The organism is Parapedobacter tibetensis (genome assembly GCF_024704835.1).
Taxonomy (GTDB): domain Bacteria; phylum Bacteroidota; class Bacteroidia; order Sphingobacteriales; family Sphingobacteriaceae; genus Parapedobacter; species Parapedobacter tibetensis.
In genome coordinates, this window is the sequence record NZ_JAMXBE010000001.1 from 154,318 (window position 1) to 172,114 (window position 17,797).

Below are 17,797 nucleotides of genomic sequence, written 5' to 3' on the forward strand. Positions count from 1 at the left end.
GTTATCCTATTGTTCGGCATACGAGGCTCCCATATTTTGGAATAAAAACGCCCACTTATCGGCCTGCTCAGCGATAATCATCGCGGTAGGTTTACCAGCTCCATGACCCGCCTTGGTTTCGATCCGGATAAGCACGGGATGCTGTCCTGTATGGCATTCCTGTAGATGTGCTGCAAATTTAAAGGAATGTGCAGGCACTACCCGATCATCGTGGTCAGCTGTGGTGACCATGGTTGCAGGATAGGCTGTGCCTTCCTTCAATGCATGGTAAGGCGAGTAAGTATGAAGATACCTAAACATGTCCTCGCTGTCATCAGCCGTGCCATAGTCATACGCCCATCCTGCACCAGCTGTAAACTTGTGGTACCGCAGCATATCCAGCACGCCTACCGCGGGAAGTGCCACTTTGAATAGTTCCGGACGCTGGGTCATGGCTGCCCCGACCAGCAGGCCGCCATTGGAACCGCCGGAGATACCCAATTTATCCGAAGAAGTATAGTTTTCATCGATGAGGTATTCGGCAGCGGCGATGAAATCGTCAAACACATTCTGCTTTTGGAGCTTGGTGCCCGCCAAATGCCATTTTTCGCCATATTCACCTCCACCACGCAGGTTAGCCACCGCATATACCCCACCCTGTTCCAACAGGATGATATTAGATGTGCTGAACGAGGGTGAAAGGCTAATATTAAACCCTCCATAACCGTAAAGTAGGGTAGGATTGTTTCCATCTAACGCTAAACCTTTTTTGTGGGTGATAATCATCGGCACCTTGGTACCGTCCTTTGACGTATAGAACACTTGCTTGGACTCATATTTCGAAGGATCAAAATCCACACCAGAAGCTTTATATAATTCCGATGCACCGGATTGGATGTCATATTTGAAAATAGTAGGAGGATACACATAGGAAGTAAATGAATAGTACAGCTCCTGGTCTTCAAGTTTGGCGTTGAACCCGCCCGCCGAACCCACATCGGGTAATTCGATGGTGCGCTCCAATTTGCCGGTCCGGTCATATTGTTGCACCATGGATGTCGCATCCTTGAGGTAGTTGGCAAAAAGCTTGCCCCCTCCCGTACTTGGATTCAGCACGTGTTCTGTTTCAGGGATGAGGTCTACCCAGTTTTCAGGTTTCGGGCTATTTACATCTACCGTGACGATTTTCCCATTCGGTGCGTTCAGATTGGTATATATGAACAGTTTGTCCCCATCATTATCAATGATACTGTGATTCTTTTCAAAATCGTCTACGATATTCACAATGCTACTGCCTGGTATGGATAGGTCTTGGATATATAACTCGCCGCCACTGGTAGTATTGGCTGCCGAGATGACCAGAAACCGTTCATCTTCGGTAACGTATCCCCCAATATAGCGGCGGGGTGTGCTGGGGCCGCCAAAAATCAGTTTATCTTCATGTTGAGGCGTATTGAGTTTATGGAAATAGAATTTATGCTGATCGGTTATGCCTGAAAGGGCACTACCTTCTTTAGGCTTATCATAGCTGCTATAGTAAAAACCTTCGTTACCATGCCATGCCAATCCGCTGAATTTCACATCTACCAACGTGTCGCCGACAATGGATTTATCTTCGGCCTTGATGACCACTACCTTACGCCAATCGGATCCCCCTTCCGAAAGCTGGTAAGCCACGAGGCTACCATCCTTGGTAAATGCGACACCAGCTAGCGATGTGGTGCCGTCTTCTGAAAATTTATTGGGGTCAAGGAATACTTCCACCTCCCCATCATCTCCCTTTTGTCGATACAGTACACTTTGGTTTTGCAGGCCATCATTTTTATAGAAATACGTGTATTCACCCTCTTTGAATGGTGCGGAGAATTTCTCATAGTTCCAGAGCTTCTCCAGCCGGGCATTGATGGCATCGCGGTAAGGAATTTGCGCCAGGTAATCATTGGTCACCTTATTCTGTTCGGCTACCCACTCCTTGGTATCGGCCGCTGTATCATTTTCGAGCCAACGATAAGGGTCGGCCACCTCCATGTCAAAATGGTTGTCGACGACATCGCCTTTTTTCGTCTCTGGATAGGGTAATAATGTGATGTCATTTGCCGGTTCGATGGTTTTTTGGTTTTGGCAGGCTGTGACGAGCGTAGCCAATACGATCATGCTGATATTTTTATTCATGTTGTGATGGTTTATGTTCATAATGGATCTTCTAAAACAAAGCTAACAAGATTTTTTTAATTTTCATTCAGATGATGGCTAATTGCACATCACAACAATTTTATCTAAGTTTGGCTGAAATGGCTACACGCGACAAGATTTATTTCGCTTCCGATTTTCACTTGGGGGCTCACCTCCATTCCAAGACATGCGAACGGGAGGCACGGATTGTCAGTTGGCTCGATAGCATCAAAACCAATGCCGCTGAGCTCTATTTAATGGGTGATGTTTTTGACTTTTGGTTTGAATATGCCACCGTGGTACCCAAAGGTTATGTCCGTTTCCTCGGGAAACTGGCGGAGCTGGCTGATATGGGTGTGAAAATCACGTTTTTCAAGGGCAACCACGATATGTGGATGTTTGGCTACCTTAAGGACGAACTTGGTGCCGCAGTCATTGACAACGAACTCATCATCGAACGTGGCGGAAAGACCTTCTACCTGCATCACGGCGATGGGCTTGGCCCCGGCGATAGCAAGTATAAGTTCCTTAAAAGAATTTTCAGAAGCCGATTATGCCAATGGCTTTTTGCCCGACTGCATCCCAATCTAGGTATCGGCATCGCACAACGGTGGTCGGCCCATAGCCGCATTGGATCGGGAGGCCAGGAAACATTTCTGGGGGAAGATAATGAATGGCTGGTGGTTTATGTTAAGGAAATCCTGAAAAAACAACATTCTGACTATTTCATTTTTGGGCACCGCCATCTGCCGTTGGATATCAACTTACCGAATGGCAGCCGGTACATCAACTTAGGGGAGTGGATAAACTTTAGCACATATGCCGTATTTGACGGCAAAACATTGGAGTTGAAGGAATGGTTGAAATAACTATGAACATGATATCATGAACTGGATTATCCTTATTATTGCCGGATTATTTGAAGTCGGTTTTACCGCAAGCCTTGGTAAGGCGAAAACAACTACTGGGATGGCATCGTATTGGTGGTATGGAAGTTTTGTGGTTTGCCTCACCTTAAGCATGGTGCTGTTGGTCAAAGCCACGCAGACACTGCCCATAGGCACGGCCTATGCTGTATGGACCGGCATAGGAGCTGTCGGCACCGTATTGGTAGGTATTATTTTCTTCAAGGAACCGGCCACGTTGTGGCGTTTGGTTTTCATCACCACCCTTATCGGTTCCATCATTGGCCTGAAAGCCGTTTCGCCACATTAACTAAATCACCCATCCCATGGGTTACTTTGCATTTCGAAACACCATTATACGGTTCATATTCCATTCCGGAAAACCATAAAAAAGCGTACTTTTGCATACAATTTTTGCTGTTTCGTTTTTTTGTCGTTTTATCTTGCTGCTTTTGATTGAACGTAAAAAAAACAAACAAAAACACATAAATATGTTAGAGAAGTTAAAGGCCATAAAAGATCGTTGGGAAGAGGTGGAACGCGAATTGAGTAACCCGGATACCGTCAATAATAGGAATCGGTTCGCTAAGCTCAACAAGGAATACAAGGATTTGGGCAAAATTGTAGATCAATACCATATCTATAAAAATATGGTTAGCAATATTGAAACCAATAAGGACATCCTCACCAATGAAAAAGACCAGGAATTGCGCGAGATGGCCAAAGAAGAACTGGATATATTGTTGGAACAAAAGGACCAGAAAGAAGACGAAATACGCTTGATGCTTATTCCTAAGGATCCGGAAGATTCTAAAAATGCCATCCTTGAAATCCGTGGAGGGACAGGGGGAGATGAAGCGGCCCTGTTTGCTGGCGACTTATACCGGATGTATACGCGTTATTTCGAACAGAAAGGATGGCGTGCCGAAGTGATGGATGTAACCGAAGGCACCGCTGGCGGTTACAAGGAAGTCATCCTCAAAGTAAATGGTGAAGATGTCTATGGGCAGCTGAAATATGAATCTGGTGTACACCGCGTGCAACGTGTGCCTGACACCGAAACCCAAGGTCGCGTGCATACCTCAGCAGCCTCCGTGGCTGTGCTCCCCGAAGCGGAGGAAGTAGATGTAGAAGTCAATCCAGCGGATGTTGAGATGCAGACGTCACGTTCAGGTGGTGCCGGTGGGCAGAATGTAAATAAGGTAGAAACTAAAGTGCAGCTCACGCATAAACCTTCAGGCATTGTAGTCGTATGCCAAGTAGAGCGTTCGCAATTGGCAAACCGAGAGTTGGCCATGGAAATGCTGCGGTCCAAATTATATGAGCTCGAAGTACAGAAAAAGCATGGCGATGTTTCAGCCAAGCGCAAAACAATGGTTTCAACAGGCGATCGTTCTGCCAAAATCAGGACATACAATTATCCCCAAGGCCGTGTAACCGAACATCGCATCGGGTTGACCATGTACAATCTTACAGCCATCATGGATGGTGATATACAGGGAATTATCGATGCATTACAATTCGCTGAAAACGCTGAAAAAATGAAAGAAGGGGCTACGCTATAATTATTTTAAAAAATTTGTTTGCAAATAGATAAAACACACTATATTTGCAAACCCAAAAGGGAAAGCAGGTTCGGTAGTTCAGCTGGTTAGAATACATGCCTGTCACGCATGGGGTCGCGGGTTCGAGTCCCGTCCGGACCGCCAAATTAAAACGAAAACCCTTGATAATCAAGTATTATCAAGGGTTTTTTCTTTTTACACTTACAGGATTACTTACATAAAGTTTCAGCTTATACCATACAATGATTAGTGATTATCTCAACAATATCAAAAGTTTCCCTATAGTTGCGAACTACTTAACTACACGACTACACTCCTCCAATCATTTTTGTAGTGTACACTACAATTTAGAAACTAAGGAAAATCGCTATGGCAATTATAGAAAAACAATTGCCCCCATCGAGACATTGTTTAACTACTACAACGTTGAATCATTCGATGGCCAAAAGAACTGCCTTATGAATCTAAGTCGTAAGAACGGGGCTATGGGCTTCTTTGCACCCCACAGTTGGAATAACAAGGACAGACAACGAACGGGTCATCCACAAGATTAGCGTTAACCCAGACACATTTAACATCGATGACGAGGAATTGCGGATGACGCTTGTCCAAGAAATGTGCCGCCTGTTAAAAACACAAATGCATTTTAGTGTATTTGATGTGAAATAAATACTGTATATTTGCAGTATGCAATAAGCAACGATGATAGAATCAATAAAACACAAGGGGCTTAAATTGTACTGGAACAAAGGAGACAGTAGCAAACTACCCCCCAACATGATACGTAAAATCGAAGAGGTTATGGCTATCATCGACAACATTGAAAAGGTTCCCGATGACCTATATGTTTTCCCTGCATATGGCCCGCACCCATTAAAGGGGGATAGAAAAGGAGATTGGGCGCTCGCTGTTAGTGGCAACTGGCGCATTACATTCAAGTTTGACAACAATGCGGCAATGGCAAGCGATTTGAATTTAGAAGATTATCATTAAAAAAGGAGATAAAATGGACAGGCACATCAGCACTTATATACACCCCGGACGGGTGTTCATGGAGCAAGTGGTAAAACCCCATAACCTTAAGATAGGGGAAGTAGCGGAGCTTTTACAGGTGTCCCGCTTAACAATATCGAAAATAGTCAATGGCAGGGGGGGCATAACACCAAACATAGCGTTGCGCATTCAAGATGTTTTTGGCGGTACCGCAGACTTTTGGTCACGCATGCAGAATAAATACGACATGGCAATGGCCATAAACGAATACAACAAAAACAAGCCGTCGCTAAGGAAGTTTGAACACGCATAGAGAAAGCCCCAAAAGGGGCTTCCTGATTTATTGCGAAAGATGGATTTTTTCATATGGGCATCAAAGAATATGTTCGCTTTTTGTCACATGACTGATATAGGCATCCACATCGCTATCCAATCCCGACAACTCAAAAACCAAGGCTATCGGCACCCCAAAACCAACACTGATACGCTTTGCCGCCATCCCATAGGTTTTTCCCCAATTCCTGTTTCCACTGCTTGAAACAGATTCGATAAACTTCCAATTTCTTTCCATGAAAAGATAGGTAGTAAAAGGTATTTCCCCATCGCTATCGGTATAGGTTATCAAATGCCCCCTCTCTTTGACCGTCATATCCGGTTCTATCCGGACCGTGGTAAAGTCCGGCCTCTTGGCTTTTATATTGTCCACAAAGCGGTTTACGTTGCCCGTGCGGCTATCAAAATAAATTATGGCCATTAGGGGGGTGTCTTTTGTAACAAAAGTAACCAAAAAGTGCGGAAAAACCCATAGAGGACGAAAGTTGTCCAACAACTGGGGAACATCACACACAAGCAATTTAAGAAAAAGTAGATTAAGGTAAATTATAAATGTTCGAGTCCCGTCCGGACCGCCAGCATAATGCGCAATCATCTATAAAAAAGGTGGTTGCGTTTTTGTTTTTAGGCCTGGTAGTATCAGTTGGATAGTCTACCGGTCTCCCTTCAGACACATATTCCCCTCAGGCATGCCTTGGCTTTTTTTCCGTTCATTGTAATTCTTTGCCACATAATCCACTGTTGGCTGCTTATGTAGATCGCTTGTCTCCATTTCCTGCTGCTTATTAGCTGTCGAATCCTGCTGCGTGGACTTGTTATCCACTTTTTAGCATTACTATCATAATATGGCAAAAAACCCTATATTTGTATTTAAAGTAATATCACAATGAATACTATAAGCGTAAAAAAATCAACGTCCCTGCGGATTGACCGCGATTTGTACGACTACATCGAACGCCAGGCTCGAAAGGAAAACAGGAGCGTAAACAATTACATCGAGACCATACTCTCAAAGGCTACGGATTTCAAGTTACCAAACAGGGAAACGCGAGAGGCTATAGCCGAACTGGAAAGGGACAAGGCAACGCTAAAACGGTATTCCGGTGCCAAGAACCTGTTTGAGGATTTAGAGGGATAGGATGGGCAAATACGTAGTCGTCCCGTCCGGAAGGTTTCGTAAGGACATCAAGAAATACCTAAAGAAGCAACGAGAAAGGGATGCCATCTATGAAGTCATCGACCTGTTGGTAGATGGTGGGAATTCGTCCATCCCTGTAAGCATGAAGCCCCATAAGCTATCAGGCAATTACGCAGGATATTGGGAATGCCACGTCCTGCCCGACCTGTTGATTATATGGGGACAGACGGAACAACCCGACAAAGAGGTTTACCTTGTGAGGATTGGGTCGCATTCCGAATTATTCTAAGATGAACAATATGGACAAAATGCCTCTGCGAATTCGAGTCCCGTCCGGATCGCCAGTCTTAAGGTCAAAAAAAATACAAAAGCTTGCAGTCAAATGATTGCAAGCTTTTGTATTTTACGATAATCCTAAAATATTCATTTTTCCTCCCTTACATGCACTCCGATGGTCCGAGTCATGGAACTTCCGTCTGCATCCGTAACCGTCACTTCGATCCTATGCAGACCCGGATCAGCAGCCTTAACGTGCAACGTAGTCTCTTTATTCCCTGCACCTAAGAAGGTGTAAACAGGTTGGTCGGTCAGAAAGCATCTCCAACTTTGTCGCATTTACCCCCTTACATTGTCATATTCACCCATTTCAACACACTGATTAACAGCTTATGTTTGTATTGTCATTCCTTCGCAAAATTTGCAGTGAATGAACAGGAGTTATAAACAAACCAATTAACCATGGAAAAAAGCAAAACACCTGGCTTCAGTAGCGTAGATGAGTACTTAACCAGCCTTGGGGATGAAGCATCAGCTACATTGAAACGCGTGCGAACCATTATCAAAGAGGCGGCTCCCGAAGCGGAAGAAACCATCAGCTATCAAATGCCCGCCTATAAATACCACGGCATGCTTATCTATTTTGCTGCATGGAAAAACCATTGGGGTCTATATCCTGCCAGTTCCGCAACAAGGGAGTTCTTCAAGGATGAGCTTGCGAATTACAAACAATCCAAGGGAACCATTCAATTCCCTTGGAATGCCCCCTTGCCCGAAGATTTGATAACACAGATTGTCAAAAAAAGGGTTGTGGAAAACATGGAAGCAGCAAAGGAAAAAACCACGAAGACAAGGAAAATTAAGCATTAATTATTTTAAAACAAAAAAATGGAAAAGCGAATTTCAAATCAAAAGATCACCACAAACCTATGGTTTGACAGCGAGGCTGAAGCCGCAGCGAAATTTTATACCTCGGTCTTCAAAGATTCCAAAATCGGCAGGATTTCCCGTTACACCAAAGATGGGTTTGAATTCCATCAAATGCCTGAAGGATCAGTAATGACCGTCGAATTCATCATCGAAGGGCAGGAATTTGTGGCGTTGAATGGAGGCCCAGTATTTAAATTCAATGAATCCATATCGTTTATTGTCAATTGCGAAACCCAGGAGGAAATAGACTACTATTGGAAGAAGCTTACCGAGGGTGGCGATGAAAAGGCTCAAGTATGCGGATGGCTCAAGGACAAATTCGGCGTATCGTGGCAGGTGGTACCCACGGTATTGAATGACATGATACTGGATCCAGACCCTGCTAAAGCAGGCCGAGTGATGCAAACCATGCTGCAGATGAAGAAACTGGATATTGCGCCGTTAAAGGAAGCATACGAACAAGGATGATGGGTTGCACTCAACCGGATAGGCAATGTGGATACATAAATAATAAGATTATGGCACTCTTCATAAATCGGATAAAGCCTTCGGGGAATATTGCCGAAAAGGACTCAATTGGTAAAACCGCCGTACTTTCAAATAGCAAGGTTGTATTGAATGTGCTGACATATGCCGATGCCGAACCTTTTTTCAGGCTGTATTCCAATCCGGAATTATATGATGCAGATGAGTGTCCCATCCAGTCAGGCGATACACCGGAAAGCTTCTCGCTCCGCATTGTTGCGCGTTGTGAAATGGTCTGGACCATCCGCCTGGCTACATGCCCAGATGCCATCATCGGGGACTGTGCGTTGCACCACTGGGATAGCGAAAATGCAGAAATCGAATTTGGCGGTTCGCTCTTGCCGGAGTTTTGGGGACAGGGCATTATGCCTTCGGCTTTCCAATCAGTCATCGCTTTCGCCAAAGAGGAATATGGTGTGAAGTCGGTTGTAAGCCATACACTGACGGGAAACCAAAAAGCTATCCGATTTGCCAATAAAATGGGGTTTAAGCAAGTAACCGTATCGGACGGCCATATCCATTGGGTAAAAATAGTATAGGTAGAAAGTGAAAATATCACCATAGTTTTACCCATATTTCCTCTATAAAAACTCCCTAATGGCAGAGGAGAGACCGATAAACTTGCTTTTATATGCAATCAATTATACTGCATATAAAAGCAAATTTATCTAAGTTTGTGGAAGACCCCGGGGTTATCCTTATAAAGTAAAATTGACCATGATGATTTTTTTTAACTTTATTCTTTTAGTAACCGCTATACTAATGGCTTTAATCAGTGGCCTTTTCTATGCTTATTCCTGCTCAGTGAATATCGGCTTGGGCCGATTGGCGGATGCCGAATACTTAGGTGCCATGCAATCCATCAACAAAGCCATTCTAAACCCATGGTTTTTCGCCAGTTTCATCGGCACAGCGATTGCAACGCCCCTCAGCACATGGATGTCATATCAAATGGATGGAACCTCTATGTCCTTTTATCTATTATTGATGGCATCGATTGCATACCTCATTGGTGTTTTCGGAGTAACAGTGGTAGGTAACATACCATTGAATGAATCGCTTGATAAATTCAATATCCATACTTCAACACCGGAGGAAATCACTATCCAGCGGTTGGCTTTTGAGGAATCCTGGAACAAGTATAATCTTATCCGTACGCTGGCCAACGTACTCGCGTTAATATTGTTATTATGGGGCCTCATTAAAAGGTAATCCAACCAGCCGCCGTGAATGGGTCAATTTGAAACAATTAATCAGTTCATTTCTGAAATAAATGTAATCGTTAAAACAATATAAAAAGCTAAAATATTTGGTAAATAAAATCATAATTCTTAAATTTACTAATTGTTTTAGTTTATGCGATTACAACTATGGATTTCAACGGATTAACCCTAAACGAGTACCTATTAATCATTGAGCCGGAGGCCAGTGTTAAACAGCAAATTCAACGATTCAAACGGTATTTTATACAAAGCTACCGTTTCAGCAACGCCATTGTCACCCGCACCCACCTTACACTGATGAGGTGTTTGCAATATGAAAGCTATGAGAGTCGCTTTGTGCAAAAACTACGAAACATATCGGCAACAGTTTCCCCGTTTGACATCGAATTACAGGGCTTTGGCAATTTTGGCCATACCCTTTATATTGATGTAAAAACCATCCATCCCATACTTGATGTGGTGTCAAACAGGAAGGAAGAGATTAAGCCCTTTGTCAACCGTAATATGAAACAAGCTCCTTTTTTTGTCAAGAAACCACACATCACCATTGCCCGGCAGCTTACCCCCACCCAGTGTAATATGGTATGGGCCCTATGGAGTCGGGCAAAATATGAAGGGCGCTTCCACGCGAAGAAAATGCTTCTTTTGAAGCGGAGGGTAGGCACACGTACCTATCGTAAGGTCGAAAAATTCACCTTCAGGGGTCAGATACCCTACCCTATCCAAGGACGACTTTTTAATTGAAATTCTGCGCGATTACCCAATTTTTAGGGCCAATTCCTTACCATACATCATTTTGCGGAGGTTGTTGAGTGCATAACGCATTCTACCCAAAGCCGTATTGATGCTCACATCGGTAACATCGGCGATTTCCTTAAAACTCATATCGCCATAATGGCGCATGATGAGCACTTCTTTTTGGTCATCTGGAAGAAGCTGTATCATTCTCCTCAGGTCTCTGTGAGTTTGTTCTCTGATTATTCGTGCTTCCGCACTTTCATCGGCAAAGTGGAGCACATCGAAAATATCAAAGCCCTCACTGTTTACCACTACGGGTGTACGCCGTTCTTTCCGATAGTAATCGATCACCAAGTTGTGCGCAATACGCATCACCCAAGGTAAAAATTTACCCTCTTCGTTATAACGGCCACCGCGAAGCGTGTTGATTACCTTGATAAAGGTATCTTGGAAAATATCCTCCGCAAGGTAACTGTCCTTCACCAATAAATAAATGGATGTGTATATTTTAGATTTATATCGATCTATCAAAACCTCCAGACCCACCTCATCTCCAGATATATAAAGACGGATGAGTTCTTGGTCTGTCTTTTGTTTAAGCTTCATAATACGCTACTTTCGCTTTACTATTTTCAACAAATAAGTAATTTTTTCTCTTGTAGTCGTATTTCCTATAATCGCTCTCCTATTAATAGTTTTGTTAAAAACAAAAAATAATACTGGTCACAGTATTTGTCAAAAAAAGACAAAATTTTCAGAAAATCAAAGCTTTTGTTTTAATTTAATATTACTAAAGCTAAAAAGCAGTTCTTTTGTAACAAAGATTATCATCAAAACCACTGTTACGGCAACACACCAATTAGTCTCTACAGATGGAGCGCTAATCCTTCCTTATGCATTCAATGGCAACACCAAACCCCGCCCCTATACAGAAACGGGGGGTTATATGAATGAAATAAAATCGCTTGCTATTTATACAATGGATATTCCGCCATCATACTATTTACTTTTTTGTGAATCTTTTCCAACTTCGTGTCGTCTTCGTGTTTCAACAACGCCAAATCGATGAGTTCTGCGATTTCTAACATCTGTTCTTCTTTGAGTCCACGTGTAGTGATAGCAGCTGTACCCAAGCGGATGCCCGATGTCACGAATGGTGACTTATCATCAAATGGCACCATGTTCTTGTTGATGGTGATACCAGCTTTGCCAAGCGTTGCTTCAGCGGCCTTACCGCTAATTCCTTTATTGCGGAGGTCAATCAGCATCAAGTGATTGTCCGTCCCACCGGAAATGATTTTGTAATCTTTATTGACAAAGGCTTGCGCTAAAGTGGCTGCATTTTTCTTCACTTGGATGATGTATTTCATATAGTCTTTACTGAGCGCTTCACCGAAAGCGATGGCTTTGGCAGCAATGATATGCTCCAAGGGGCCGCCCTGCGTACCGGGAAACACGGCCAAATCCAGCAAAGACGTGATACTCCGTATTTCGCCTTTAGGTGTTTTGATGCCCCAAGGGTTTTCGAAATCCTTACCCACCATAATGAGGCCACCGCGTGGACCTCGTAAGGTTTTATGGGTGGTGGTGGTCACCACATGGCAATGCGGCAGCGGATCGTTGAGCAATCCACGGGCAATGAGTCCGGCTGGATGTGAAATATCGGCTAACACCAACGCTCCGATTTCATCGGCCACCCTACGTATAAATGCGTAGTCCCAATCACGCGAATAGGCAGATGCACCGCAGATGATCACTTTCGGTTTTTCTTGTAGCGCTGTTTGCTCCAATTGTTTGTAGTCTATCAAACCCGTTTCCCTATCCACGCCATAGAATAATGGTCGGTAAAGCTTTCCGGAAAAATTGACGGGCGAGCCATGTGTAAGGTGCCCACCATGGGAGAGATCGAAACCTAAAATCTTATCGCCGGGCTGTAAAAGCGCTAAAAAAACTGCGGCATTTGCCTGAGCTCCGGAATGTGGCTGCACATTTACCCACTCGGCATTGAAAAGTTCCTTGCCACGTTCGATGGCGATGGTCTCCACCTCATCCACCACTTCGCAACCGCCATAATAGCGTTTACCGGGCAAGCCTTCGGCATATTTATTGGTCAATACCGAGCCAGCAGCCTCGAGTACCTGCTTACTTACAAAATTTTCAGATGCGATGAGTTCAATGCCTTCTTCCTGGCGTGCAAGTTCCTGATCGATTAGCTTGAATAGGATTTTATCTCTTTTCATTATGGTATCAAAGAATTGAATGTTAAAAAGTTGCGCAAAGATATGATTTTGAATATAATATTCAACCTACCATCTCATTTTTGATGGTTTTAAGTGTAAGATCATAATGGTTTTCATCCATTTCCGCAATGTGAGCAAGCAGTATCGTACTCAAGTCCTTCGCACTCGCTGTAGCAGGTAAACCAGCCATGGCATTTCGGATGAGCGCAACTGTGTTGTCTTTGATCTGTGTGGTGACGGACCAAGCCGTATCGCTCACATAGAGCTGTTGCGTAATATTGTGTTGGTACTCCGAGCGAATTTCATTGAATAAAATGCGCTGGAAATCCACTGCACTCATATTGGGTTCAAGCAAACGCACCAATAGATGAGAAGGGTTGATACGCTCAATGAACAACACGATACGTTCATAAGCCTGCAACCGCAATGGTAGTAGCTCCTTTTTGAAATCACGGTTTATATCCAACGATTTCAATCGAAAAACATGGTTGTTATACTTGGGCCAAAAAAACCAATTGGCCATACCCACTACCACACTTCCTGCCAATATGTACTTGATGAGGTCAACTAAAAACGCAATAATATCCATTTGTAATGTTTATGATAATTGTTTGAGGAACGTAAAAATCTATAATGCTTCACAAAAGTGGGTATTTTTATGTATTTTTGTATGGTTAGAAGTTATTTATTTCAAACAATATGAGTACAGATACCCTTTCACCAACAGCACCAGTAACCTTGACAGCAGGAGCCATCAAAGAGCTCAAAAAGTTAAAGGAGCAACAGGAAATAGCAGACGATTTCGGATTGCGGGTAGGCGTTGAGGGCGGCGGATGTGCCGGAATGAACTATATATTGGGTTTTGATCAAAAAAAAGAGGGTGACTCAGAATACGAGATTGGGGGCATCCGGATTTTCATGAACAAAGCGCACGGATTGTACCTTGCCGGCATGGAAATTGATTTCAAGAGCGGTTTGGATGCCCGCGGATTCACCTTCAATAATCCAAATGCAGAGAAAACCTGTGGTTGCGGGACGTCATTTTCTGCATAACTACCAAAATCATCATCGCCATTTTTCTATGTTCACCTTGATATAACCGCTTCGAAATAGGTGGGGGTGGCTATTCATGATTGGACAGCACCTTATGGATTATACGTGTGTTGTTAACCAATCGAGGAAATTAATATCAGAAGACTACCAGCTGTTTCTCCATCCTCATCCCCGTTTTATTCTTTTACCTCCCTTTCACCTTTCACCTTTATTACCTATCTTTGCATCCTCATTTTCATTAGCATAAATAGCTTTTTAGCGCAATAGAGCGATCTCAATAAATCGGGAATGGTGTTGCAGACAAAACATTGATGTACAAGGAATATAAACAGCTTAATCTGCCCGAAATCGGCAAAGAAATATTGGCTCATTGGCGAGCTGCAAATATCTTTGAAAAAAGTATCAGTTCTCGTCCCGAAAATAAGCCTTATACCTTTTACGAAGGGCCGCCATCAGCCAACGGTATGCCGGGCATTCATCATGTGATGGCACGGGCCATCAAGGATATTTTCTGTCGGTATAAAACCCTGAAGGGCTATCAGGTAAGGCGTAAGGGCGGATGGGACACACATGGCCTCCCCATCGAGCTCGCTGTGGAGAAGACCTTGGGCATCACTAAGGAAGATATCGGCAAAACGATATCCGTGACCGACTATAATGCAGCCTGCCGTAAGGAGGTGATGAAATACACGGATGTGTGGAATGACCTGACCGAAAAAATGGGTTATTGGGTAGATTTGGAAAATCCGTACGTCACTTATGAGAATGAGTACATCGAAACGCTGTGGTGGATATTGAAAGAACTCTACAACGAAAACTTGTTGTATAAAGGCTATACTATCCAACCCTATTCCCCCGCAGCCGGCACAGGACTTAGCTCACATGAGCTTAACCAGCCCGGAACATATAAACAAATCAAGGATACGACCATCGTTGCCCAGTTCCGCATCAAAAAGGACCAAGTACATCCATTGATGAGCATCTTGTTTGAGGAAGAAAACGAAGATACAGCATTCCTTGCCTGGACAACCACCCCTTGGACATTGCCGGCCAACAGTGCGTTGGTCGTGGGCAAAACCATCCGCTATGTCAAGGTCCGCACATTCAACCCATACACGTTTGAACCAATAAATGTGGTGCTAGCTAAAGATTTGGTGGGCAAGTACTTTAAACCGGAAGGCCAAAGCGCCTCCTTCCAAGACTACAAAAGCGGTGACAAAATTATCCCATGGGAAATCCGAGCCGAATTTTCGGGAGTGGAATTACTTAACCTTCGCTACCACCAATTACTTCCTTATGTCACCAACGAAGAATTGGAGCAAAAGGCATTCCGTGTCATTGCCGGGGATTTCGTGACTACCGAAGACGGTACGGGCATCGTACACTCATCGGCCACGTTTGGGGCGGATGACTTCCGGGTCAGCAAGGAAAATGATGTGCCGGGCGTATTTATAAAAGACGAAAATGGCAAAGACGCACCCATTGTAGATAAGCGGGGACGCTTTGTGAAGGACATGGGCGAATTTGGCGGACGCTTTGTGAAAGAAGAATATTACAGTGACGAAGAACGTGCTGCCGAAAGTTTCAAACCTACGGATGTGCTTATCGCTATCAAGCTGAAAGAAGAAAATAAAGCTTTTGAAGTAAAGAAATACGAACATAGTTACCCCCACTGCTGGCGGACAGACAAACCTGTATTGTATTATCCGTTAGACAGTTGGTTTATCCGCACCACAGCGGTAAAAGAAGAGTTGGTAGCGCTCAACAAAACCATCAACTGGAAGCCCGAGGCTACTGGTACAGGCCGTTTTGGCAATTGGCTGGAAAATCTCGTGGATTGGAATCTTTCGCGTTCCCGGTATTGGGGTACACCGCTGCCCATCTGGCGCAGTGAAGATGAAAACGAAGAAATCTGCATCGGGTCCATTGATGAACTGAAATCGAAAATCGAGCGTAGCTTGGCTTCGGACTTGCTCAGCGAAGCTGAAAAAGCCAAGCTTCAAGCATACTTGGATAAATTCGACACGAACCAATTGGATTTGCATCGCCCCTACGTAGACGATTTGGTATTGGTGTCTGATGCCGGGCAGAAACTATATCGTGAACCAGATCTCATTGATGTATGGTTTGATAGTGGTGCCATGCCGTTTGCCCAATGGGGGTTAGACAAGGAGAAACTAGCCGCTGGTAGCGAAACACCATTCAATGCGGGTTTTGAGGGAGCCTATCCGGCTGATTTCATTGCTGAAGGCGTAGATCAAACCAGGGGATGGTTTTTTACGTTACATGCCATTTCCACGATGTTGAGACGCTCAGTAGCGTTCAAAAACGTGGTGTCTAATGGCTTGGTATTAGATAAGAACGGCAATAAAATGTCAAAGCGCTTGGGCAATGCCGTGGATCCATTCACGACTATCGAAAAATATAGTGCCGATGCCACCCGGTGGTACATGATCAGTAACGCTTCACCTTGGGACAATCTCAAATTCAACGAACAGGGGCTCGATGAAGTACGCCGCAAATTTTTCGGTACACTGTACAATACTTATGCGTTCTTTGCCTTATATGCGAATATCGATAAGTTTGCTTATCAGGAAGCCGATTTATCCACCGAATCCCGTCCGGAAATAGATCGCTGGGTTATCTCCTTACTCAATAGCCTTACCAAGGAAGTGGATGGTTATTATGAGGACTTTGAGCCCACTAAAGCTGCTCGTGCCATACAGACGTTCGTAGATGAACACTTGAGCAATTGGTACGTACGTCTCAGCCGTAGGCGTTTCTGGAAAGGCGAGTACAGTGAAGACAAAATTTCGGCTTACCAAACCCTCTATACCTGCCTCAACACCATTGCCAAACTCATGGCACCTATAGCGCCGTTCTTCAGCGACCGGCTATATCTGGACTTAAACAATGCAACGGGTAAGGAGCAGTCCGAATCAGTGCATCTGGCGGATTTTCCTGTGTACCAGGGGAACTTGGTAGACCAGGGGCTGGAAGAACGGATGGCCTTAGCGCAAGATATCTCTTCACTCACCCTGTCATTACGTAAGAAAACGGGCATCAACGTACGGCAACCACTCAACAAAATATTGCTCCCGGTGCTGGATGACAAGTTCCGCAACAACGTGAATAACGTGAAGGAGCTGATTCTCTCGGAAACTAACATCAAGGAAATTGAGTTTATTACCGATACTTCGGGTATCATCAAAAAGAAGATAAAACCAAATTTCAAAACCCTTGGCCCAAAAGTGGGTAAGGACATGAAGTTGGTGGCCAATGCCATCCAGGCATTCACACCGGAAGACATTGCCACCTTGGAGCGTGAAGGAAAAGTTTCCATCCCCAATACGCAATATGCGATACAGCTGAGTGATGTGGAAATCATCGCTGAAGACGTTGCTGGATGGCAAGTGGCAAATTTGGGCGGGCTTACGGTCGCACTCGATGTGAATATCACGCCTGAGTTGAAAAACGAAGGCATCTCCCGCGAATTGGTAAACCGTATTCAAAACATCCGCAAAGAGCGCGGGTTTGAAGTGACCGACCGGATAAGGGTGAGTTTGAGCAACATCCCTGACATTGCTGCCGCAACGAAAGATAATTTATCTTATATTCGCACCGAGATATTGGCAGACTCTTTGATATTTGAGGATAGCCTTGCTATGGGTGATACCATAGAGATAGCTGAAAAGGAATTGAATGTATTAATCGAAAAAGTGTGAAA

21 protein-coding genes and 1 tRNA gene are annotated in these 17,797 nt (G+C 44.1%); 15 read left to right on the plus strand and 7 right to left on the minus strand.

Going from position 1 to position 17,797, the window contains the following annotated elements; translation table 11 throughout:
• Nucleotides 1-6: 6 nt before the first annotated feature.
• Nucleotides 7-2,151, minus strand: a complete 2,145-nt coding sequence (locus tag NF543_RS00570) for a prolyl oligopeptidase family serine peptidase (protein ID WP_257666134.1) — start codon at nucleotides 2,149-2,151, stop codon at nucleotides 7-9.
• A gap of 119 nt (nucleotides 2,152-2,270) precedes the next feature.
• Here NF543_RS00570 and NF543_RS00575 point away from each other — a divergent pair, with 119 nt between their 5' ends.
• The 6 genes from NF543_RS00575 (at nucleotide 2,271) to NF543_RS00600 (ending at nucleotide 5,927) form a co-directional block, all read left to right on the plus strand.
• The gene (locus tag NF543_RS00575; RefSeq protein ID WP_257666135.1) at nucleotides 2,271-3,020 is read left to right on the plus strand and encodes a UDP-2,3-diacylglucosamine diphosphatase; all 750 of its coding nucleotides are present in this window, start codon (nucleotides 2,271-2,273) and stop codon (nucleotides 3,018-3,020) included.
• 16 nt (nucleotides 3,021-3,036) lie between these two features.
• Entirely contained in the window at nucleotides 3,037-3,366 is a 330-nt protein-coding gene (locus NF543_RS00580; protein WP_257666136.1) for a DMT family transporter, read from the plus strand.
• A 181-nt stretch (nucleotides 3,367-3,547) separates the two neighbouring features.
• Nucleotides 3,548-4,621: a peptide chain release factor 1 gene (prfA, locus tag NF543_RS00585; RefSeq protein WP_257666137.1), complete on the plus strand. Its 1,074-nt coding sequence runs from the start codon at nucleotides 3,548-3,550 to the stop codon at nucleotides 4,619-4,621.
• 67 nt (nucleotides 4,622-4,688) lie between these two features.
• Nucleotides 4,689-4,765: transfer RNA gene (locus NF543_RS00590), tRNA-Asp, on the plus strand.
• A 558-nt stretch (nucleotides 4,766-5,323) separates the two neighbouring features.
• Nucleotides 5,324-5,614 carry a type II toxin-antitoxin system RelE/ParE family toxin gene (locus NF543_RS00595; protein WP_257666138.1) on the plus strand — a complete coding sequence of 97 codons (291 nt, stop codon included), beginning with the start codon at nucleotides 5,324-5,326 and terminating at the stop codon, nucleotides 5,612-5,614.
• A 13-nt stretch (nucleotides 5,615-5,627) separates the two neighbouring features.
• On the plus strand, nucleotides 5,628-5,927 hold the full coding sequence (locus NF543_RS00600; RefSeq protein WP_257666139.1) for a HigA family addiction module antitoxin: 300 nt from the start codon (nucleotides 5,628-5,630) through the stop codon (nucleotides 5,925-5,927).
• 60 nt (nucleotides 5,928-5,987) lie between these two features.
• On the opposite strand, the gene nrdI is transcribed toward NF543_RS00600, so the two are convergent.
• Nucleotides 5,988-6,368 carry a class Ib ribonucleoside-diphosphate reductase assembly flavoprotein NrdI gene (nrdI, locus tag NF543_RS00605; protein WP_257666140.1) on the minus strand — a complete coding sequence of 127 codons (381 nt, stop codon included), beginning with the start codon at nucleotides 6,366-6,368 and terminating at the stop codon, nucleotides 5,988-5,990.
• Between the two features lie 231 nt (nucleotides 6,369-6,599).
• Nucleotides 6,600-6,770 (minus strand): hypothetical protein, encoded by a 171-nt coding sequence (locus NF543_RS00610; RefSeq protein WP_257666141.1) that lies wholly within the window; start codon nucleotides 6,768-6,770, stop codon nucleotides 6,600-6,602.
• A gap of 63 nt (nucleotides 6,771-6,833) precedes the next feature.
• On the opposite strand from NF543_RS00610, the gene NF543_RS00615 reads away from it, so the two are divergent.
• Together NF543_RS00615 and NF543_RS00620 are read left to right on the plus strand one after the other, a co-directional pair.
• Complete coding sequence (locus NF543_RS00615; protein ID WP_257666142.1) at nucleotides 6,834-7,085, plus strand: hypothetical protein; 252 nt, start codon at nucleotides 6,834-6,836, stop codon at nucleotides 7,083-7,085.
• A gap of 1 nt (nucleotide 7,086) precedes the next feature.
• A complete protein-coding gene (locus NF543_RS00620; RefSeq protein WP_257666143.1) occupies nucleotides 7,087-7,374 on the plus strand; it encodes a type II toxin-antitoxin system YafQ family toxin in 288 nt (95 codons plus the stop codon).
• Nucleotides 7,375-7,508: 134 nt separating this feature from the next.
• On the opposite strand, the gene NF543_RS00625 is transcribed toward NF543_RS00620, so the two are convergent.
• The gene (locus tag NF543_RS00625; RefSeq protein WP_257666144.1) at nucleotides 7,509-7,700 is read right to left on the minus strand and encodes a hypothetical protein; all 192 of its coding nucleotides are present in this window, start codon (nucleotides 7,698-7,700) and stop codon (nucleotides 7,509-7,511) included.
• A 123-nt stretch (nucleotides 7,701-7,823) separates the two neighbouring features.
• On the opposite strand from NF543_RS00625, the gene NF543_RS00630 reads away from it, so the two are divergent.
• From NF543_RS00630 to NF543_RS00650, 5 genes are all read left to right on the plus strand, one after another.
• On the plus strand, nucleotides 7,824-8,231 hold the full coding sequence (locus NF543_RS00630) for an iron chaperone (protein ID WP_257666145.1): 408 nt from the start codon (nucleotides 7,824-7,826) through the stop codon (nucleotides 8,229-8,231).
• Nucleotides 8,232-8,249: 18 nt separating this feature from the next.
• A complete protein-coding gene (locus NF543_RS00635) occupies nucleotides 8,250-8,759 on the plus strand; it encodes a VOC family protein (protein ID WP_257666146.1) in 510 nt (169 codons plus the stop codon).
• 50 nt (nucleotides 8,760-8,809) lie between these two features.
• Nucleotides 8,810-9,355 carry a GNAT family N-acetyltransferase gene (locus NF543_RS00640; protein ID WP_257666147.1) on the plus strand — a complete coding sequence of 182 codons (546 nt, stop codon included), beginning with the start codon at nucleotides 8,810-8,812 and terminating at the stop codon, nucleotides 9,353-9,355.
• Nucleotides 9,356-9,578: 223 nt separating this feature from the next.
• The gene (locus NF543_RS00645) at nucleotides 9,579-10,028 is read left to right on the plus strand and encodes an anthrone oxygenase family protein (protein WP_257666148.1); all 450 of its coding nucleotides are present in this window, start codon (nucleotides 9,579-9,581) and stop codon (nucleotides 10,026-10,028) included.
• A gap of 158 nt (nucleotides 10,029-10,186) precedes the next feature.
• Nucleotides 10,187-10,783, plus strand: a complete 597-nt coding sequence (locus tag NF543_RS00650; protein ID WP_257666149.1) for a 2'-5' RNA ligase family protein — start codon at nucleotides 10,187-10,189, stop codon at nucleotides 10,781-10,783.
• A gap of 12 nt (nucleotides 10,784-10,795) precedes the next feature.
• Here the strand turns inward: NF543_RS00650 and NF543_RS00655 are convergent, their stop codons facing one another.
• From NF543_RS00655 to NF543_RS00665, 3 genes are all read right to left on the minus strand, one after another.
• A complete protein-coding gene (locus NF543_RS00655; protein ID WP_257666150.1) occupies nucleotides 10,796-11,383 on the minus strand; it encodes an RNA polymerase sigma factor in 588 nt (195 codons plus the stop codon).
• Between the two features lie 362 nt (nucleotides 11,384-11,745).
• A complete protein-coding gene (gene glyA / locus NF543_RS00660; RefSeq protein WP_257666151.1) occupies nucleotides 11,746-13,017 on the minus strand; it encodes a serine hydroxymethyltransferase in 1,272 nt (423 codons plus the stop codon).
• A gap of 61 nt (nucleotides 13,018-13,078) precedes the next feature.
• Nucleotides 13,079-13,606, minus strand: coding sequence for a DUF7935 family protein (locus tag NF543_RS00665; protein ID WP_257666152.1), 528 nt, complete (start codon nucleotides 13,604-13,606; stop codon nucleotides 13,079-13,081).
• A 110-nt stretch (nucleotides 13,607-13,716) separates the two neighbouring features.
• Between NF543_RS00665 and NF543_RS00670 the strand changes: the two genes are divergently transcribed.
• Together NF543_RS00670 and ileS are read left to right on the plus strand one after the other, a co-directional pair.
• On the plus strand, nucleotides 13,717-14,070 hold the full coding sequence (locus tag NF543_RS00670; RefSeq protein WP_257666153.1) for a HesB/IscA family protein: 354 nt from the start codon (nucleotides 13,717-13,719) through the stop codon (nucleotides 14,068-14,070).
• Nucleotides 14,071-14,381: 311 nt separating this feature from the next.
• A complete protein-coding gene (gene ileS, locus NF543_RS00675; RefSeq protein ID WP_257666154.1) occupies nucleotides 14,382-17,795 on the plus strand; it encodes an isoleucine--tRNA ligase in 3,414 nt (1,137 codons plus the stop codon).
• Nucleotides 17,796-17,797: the final 2 nt, after the last annotated feature.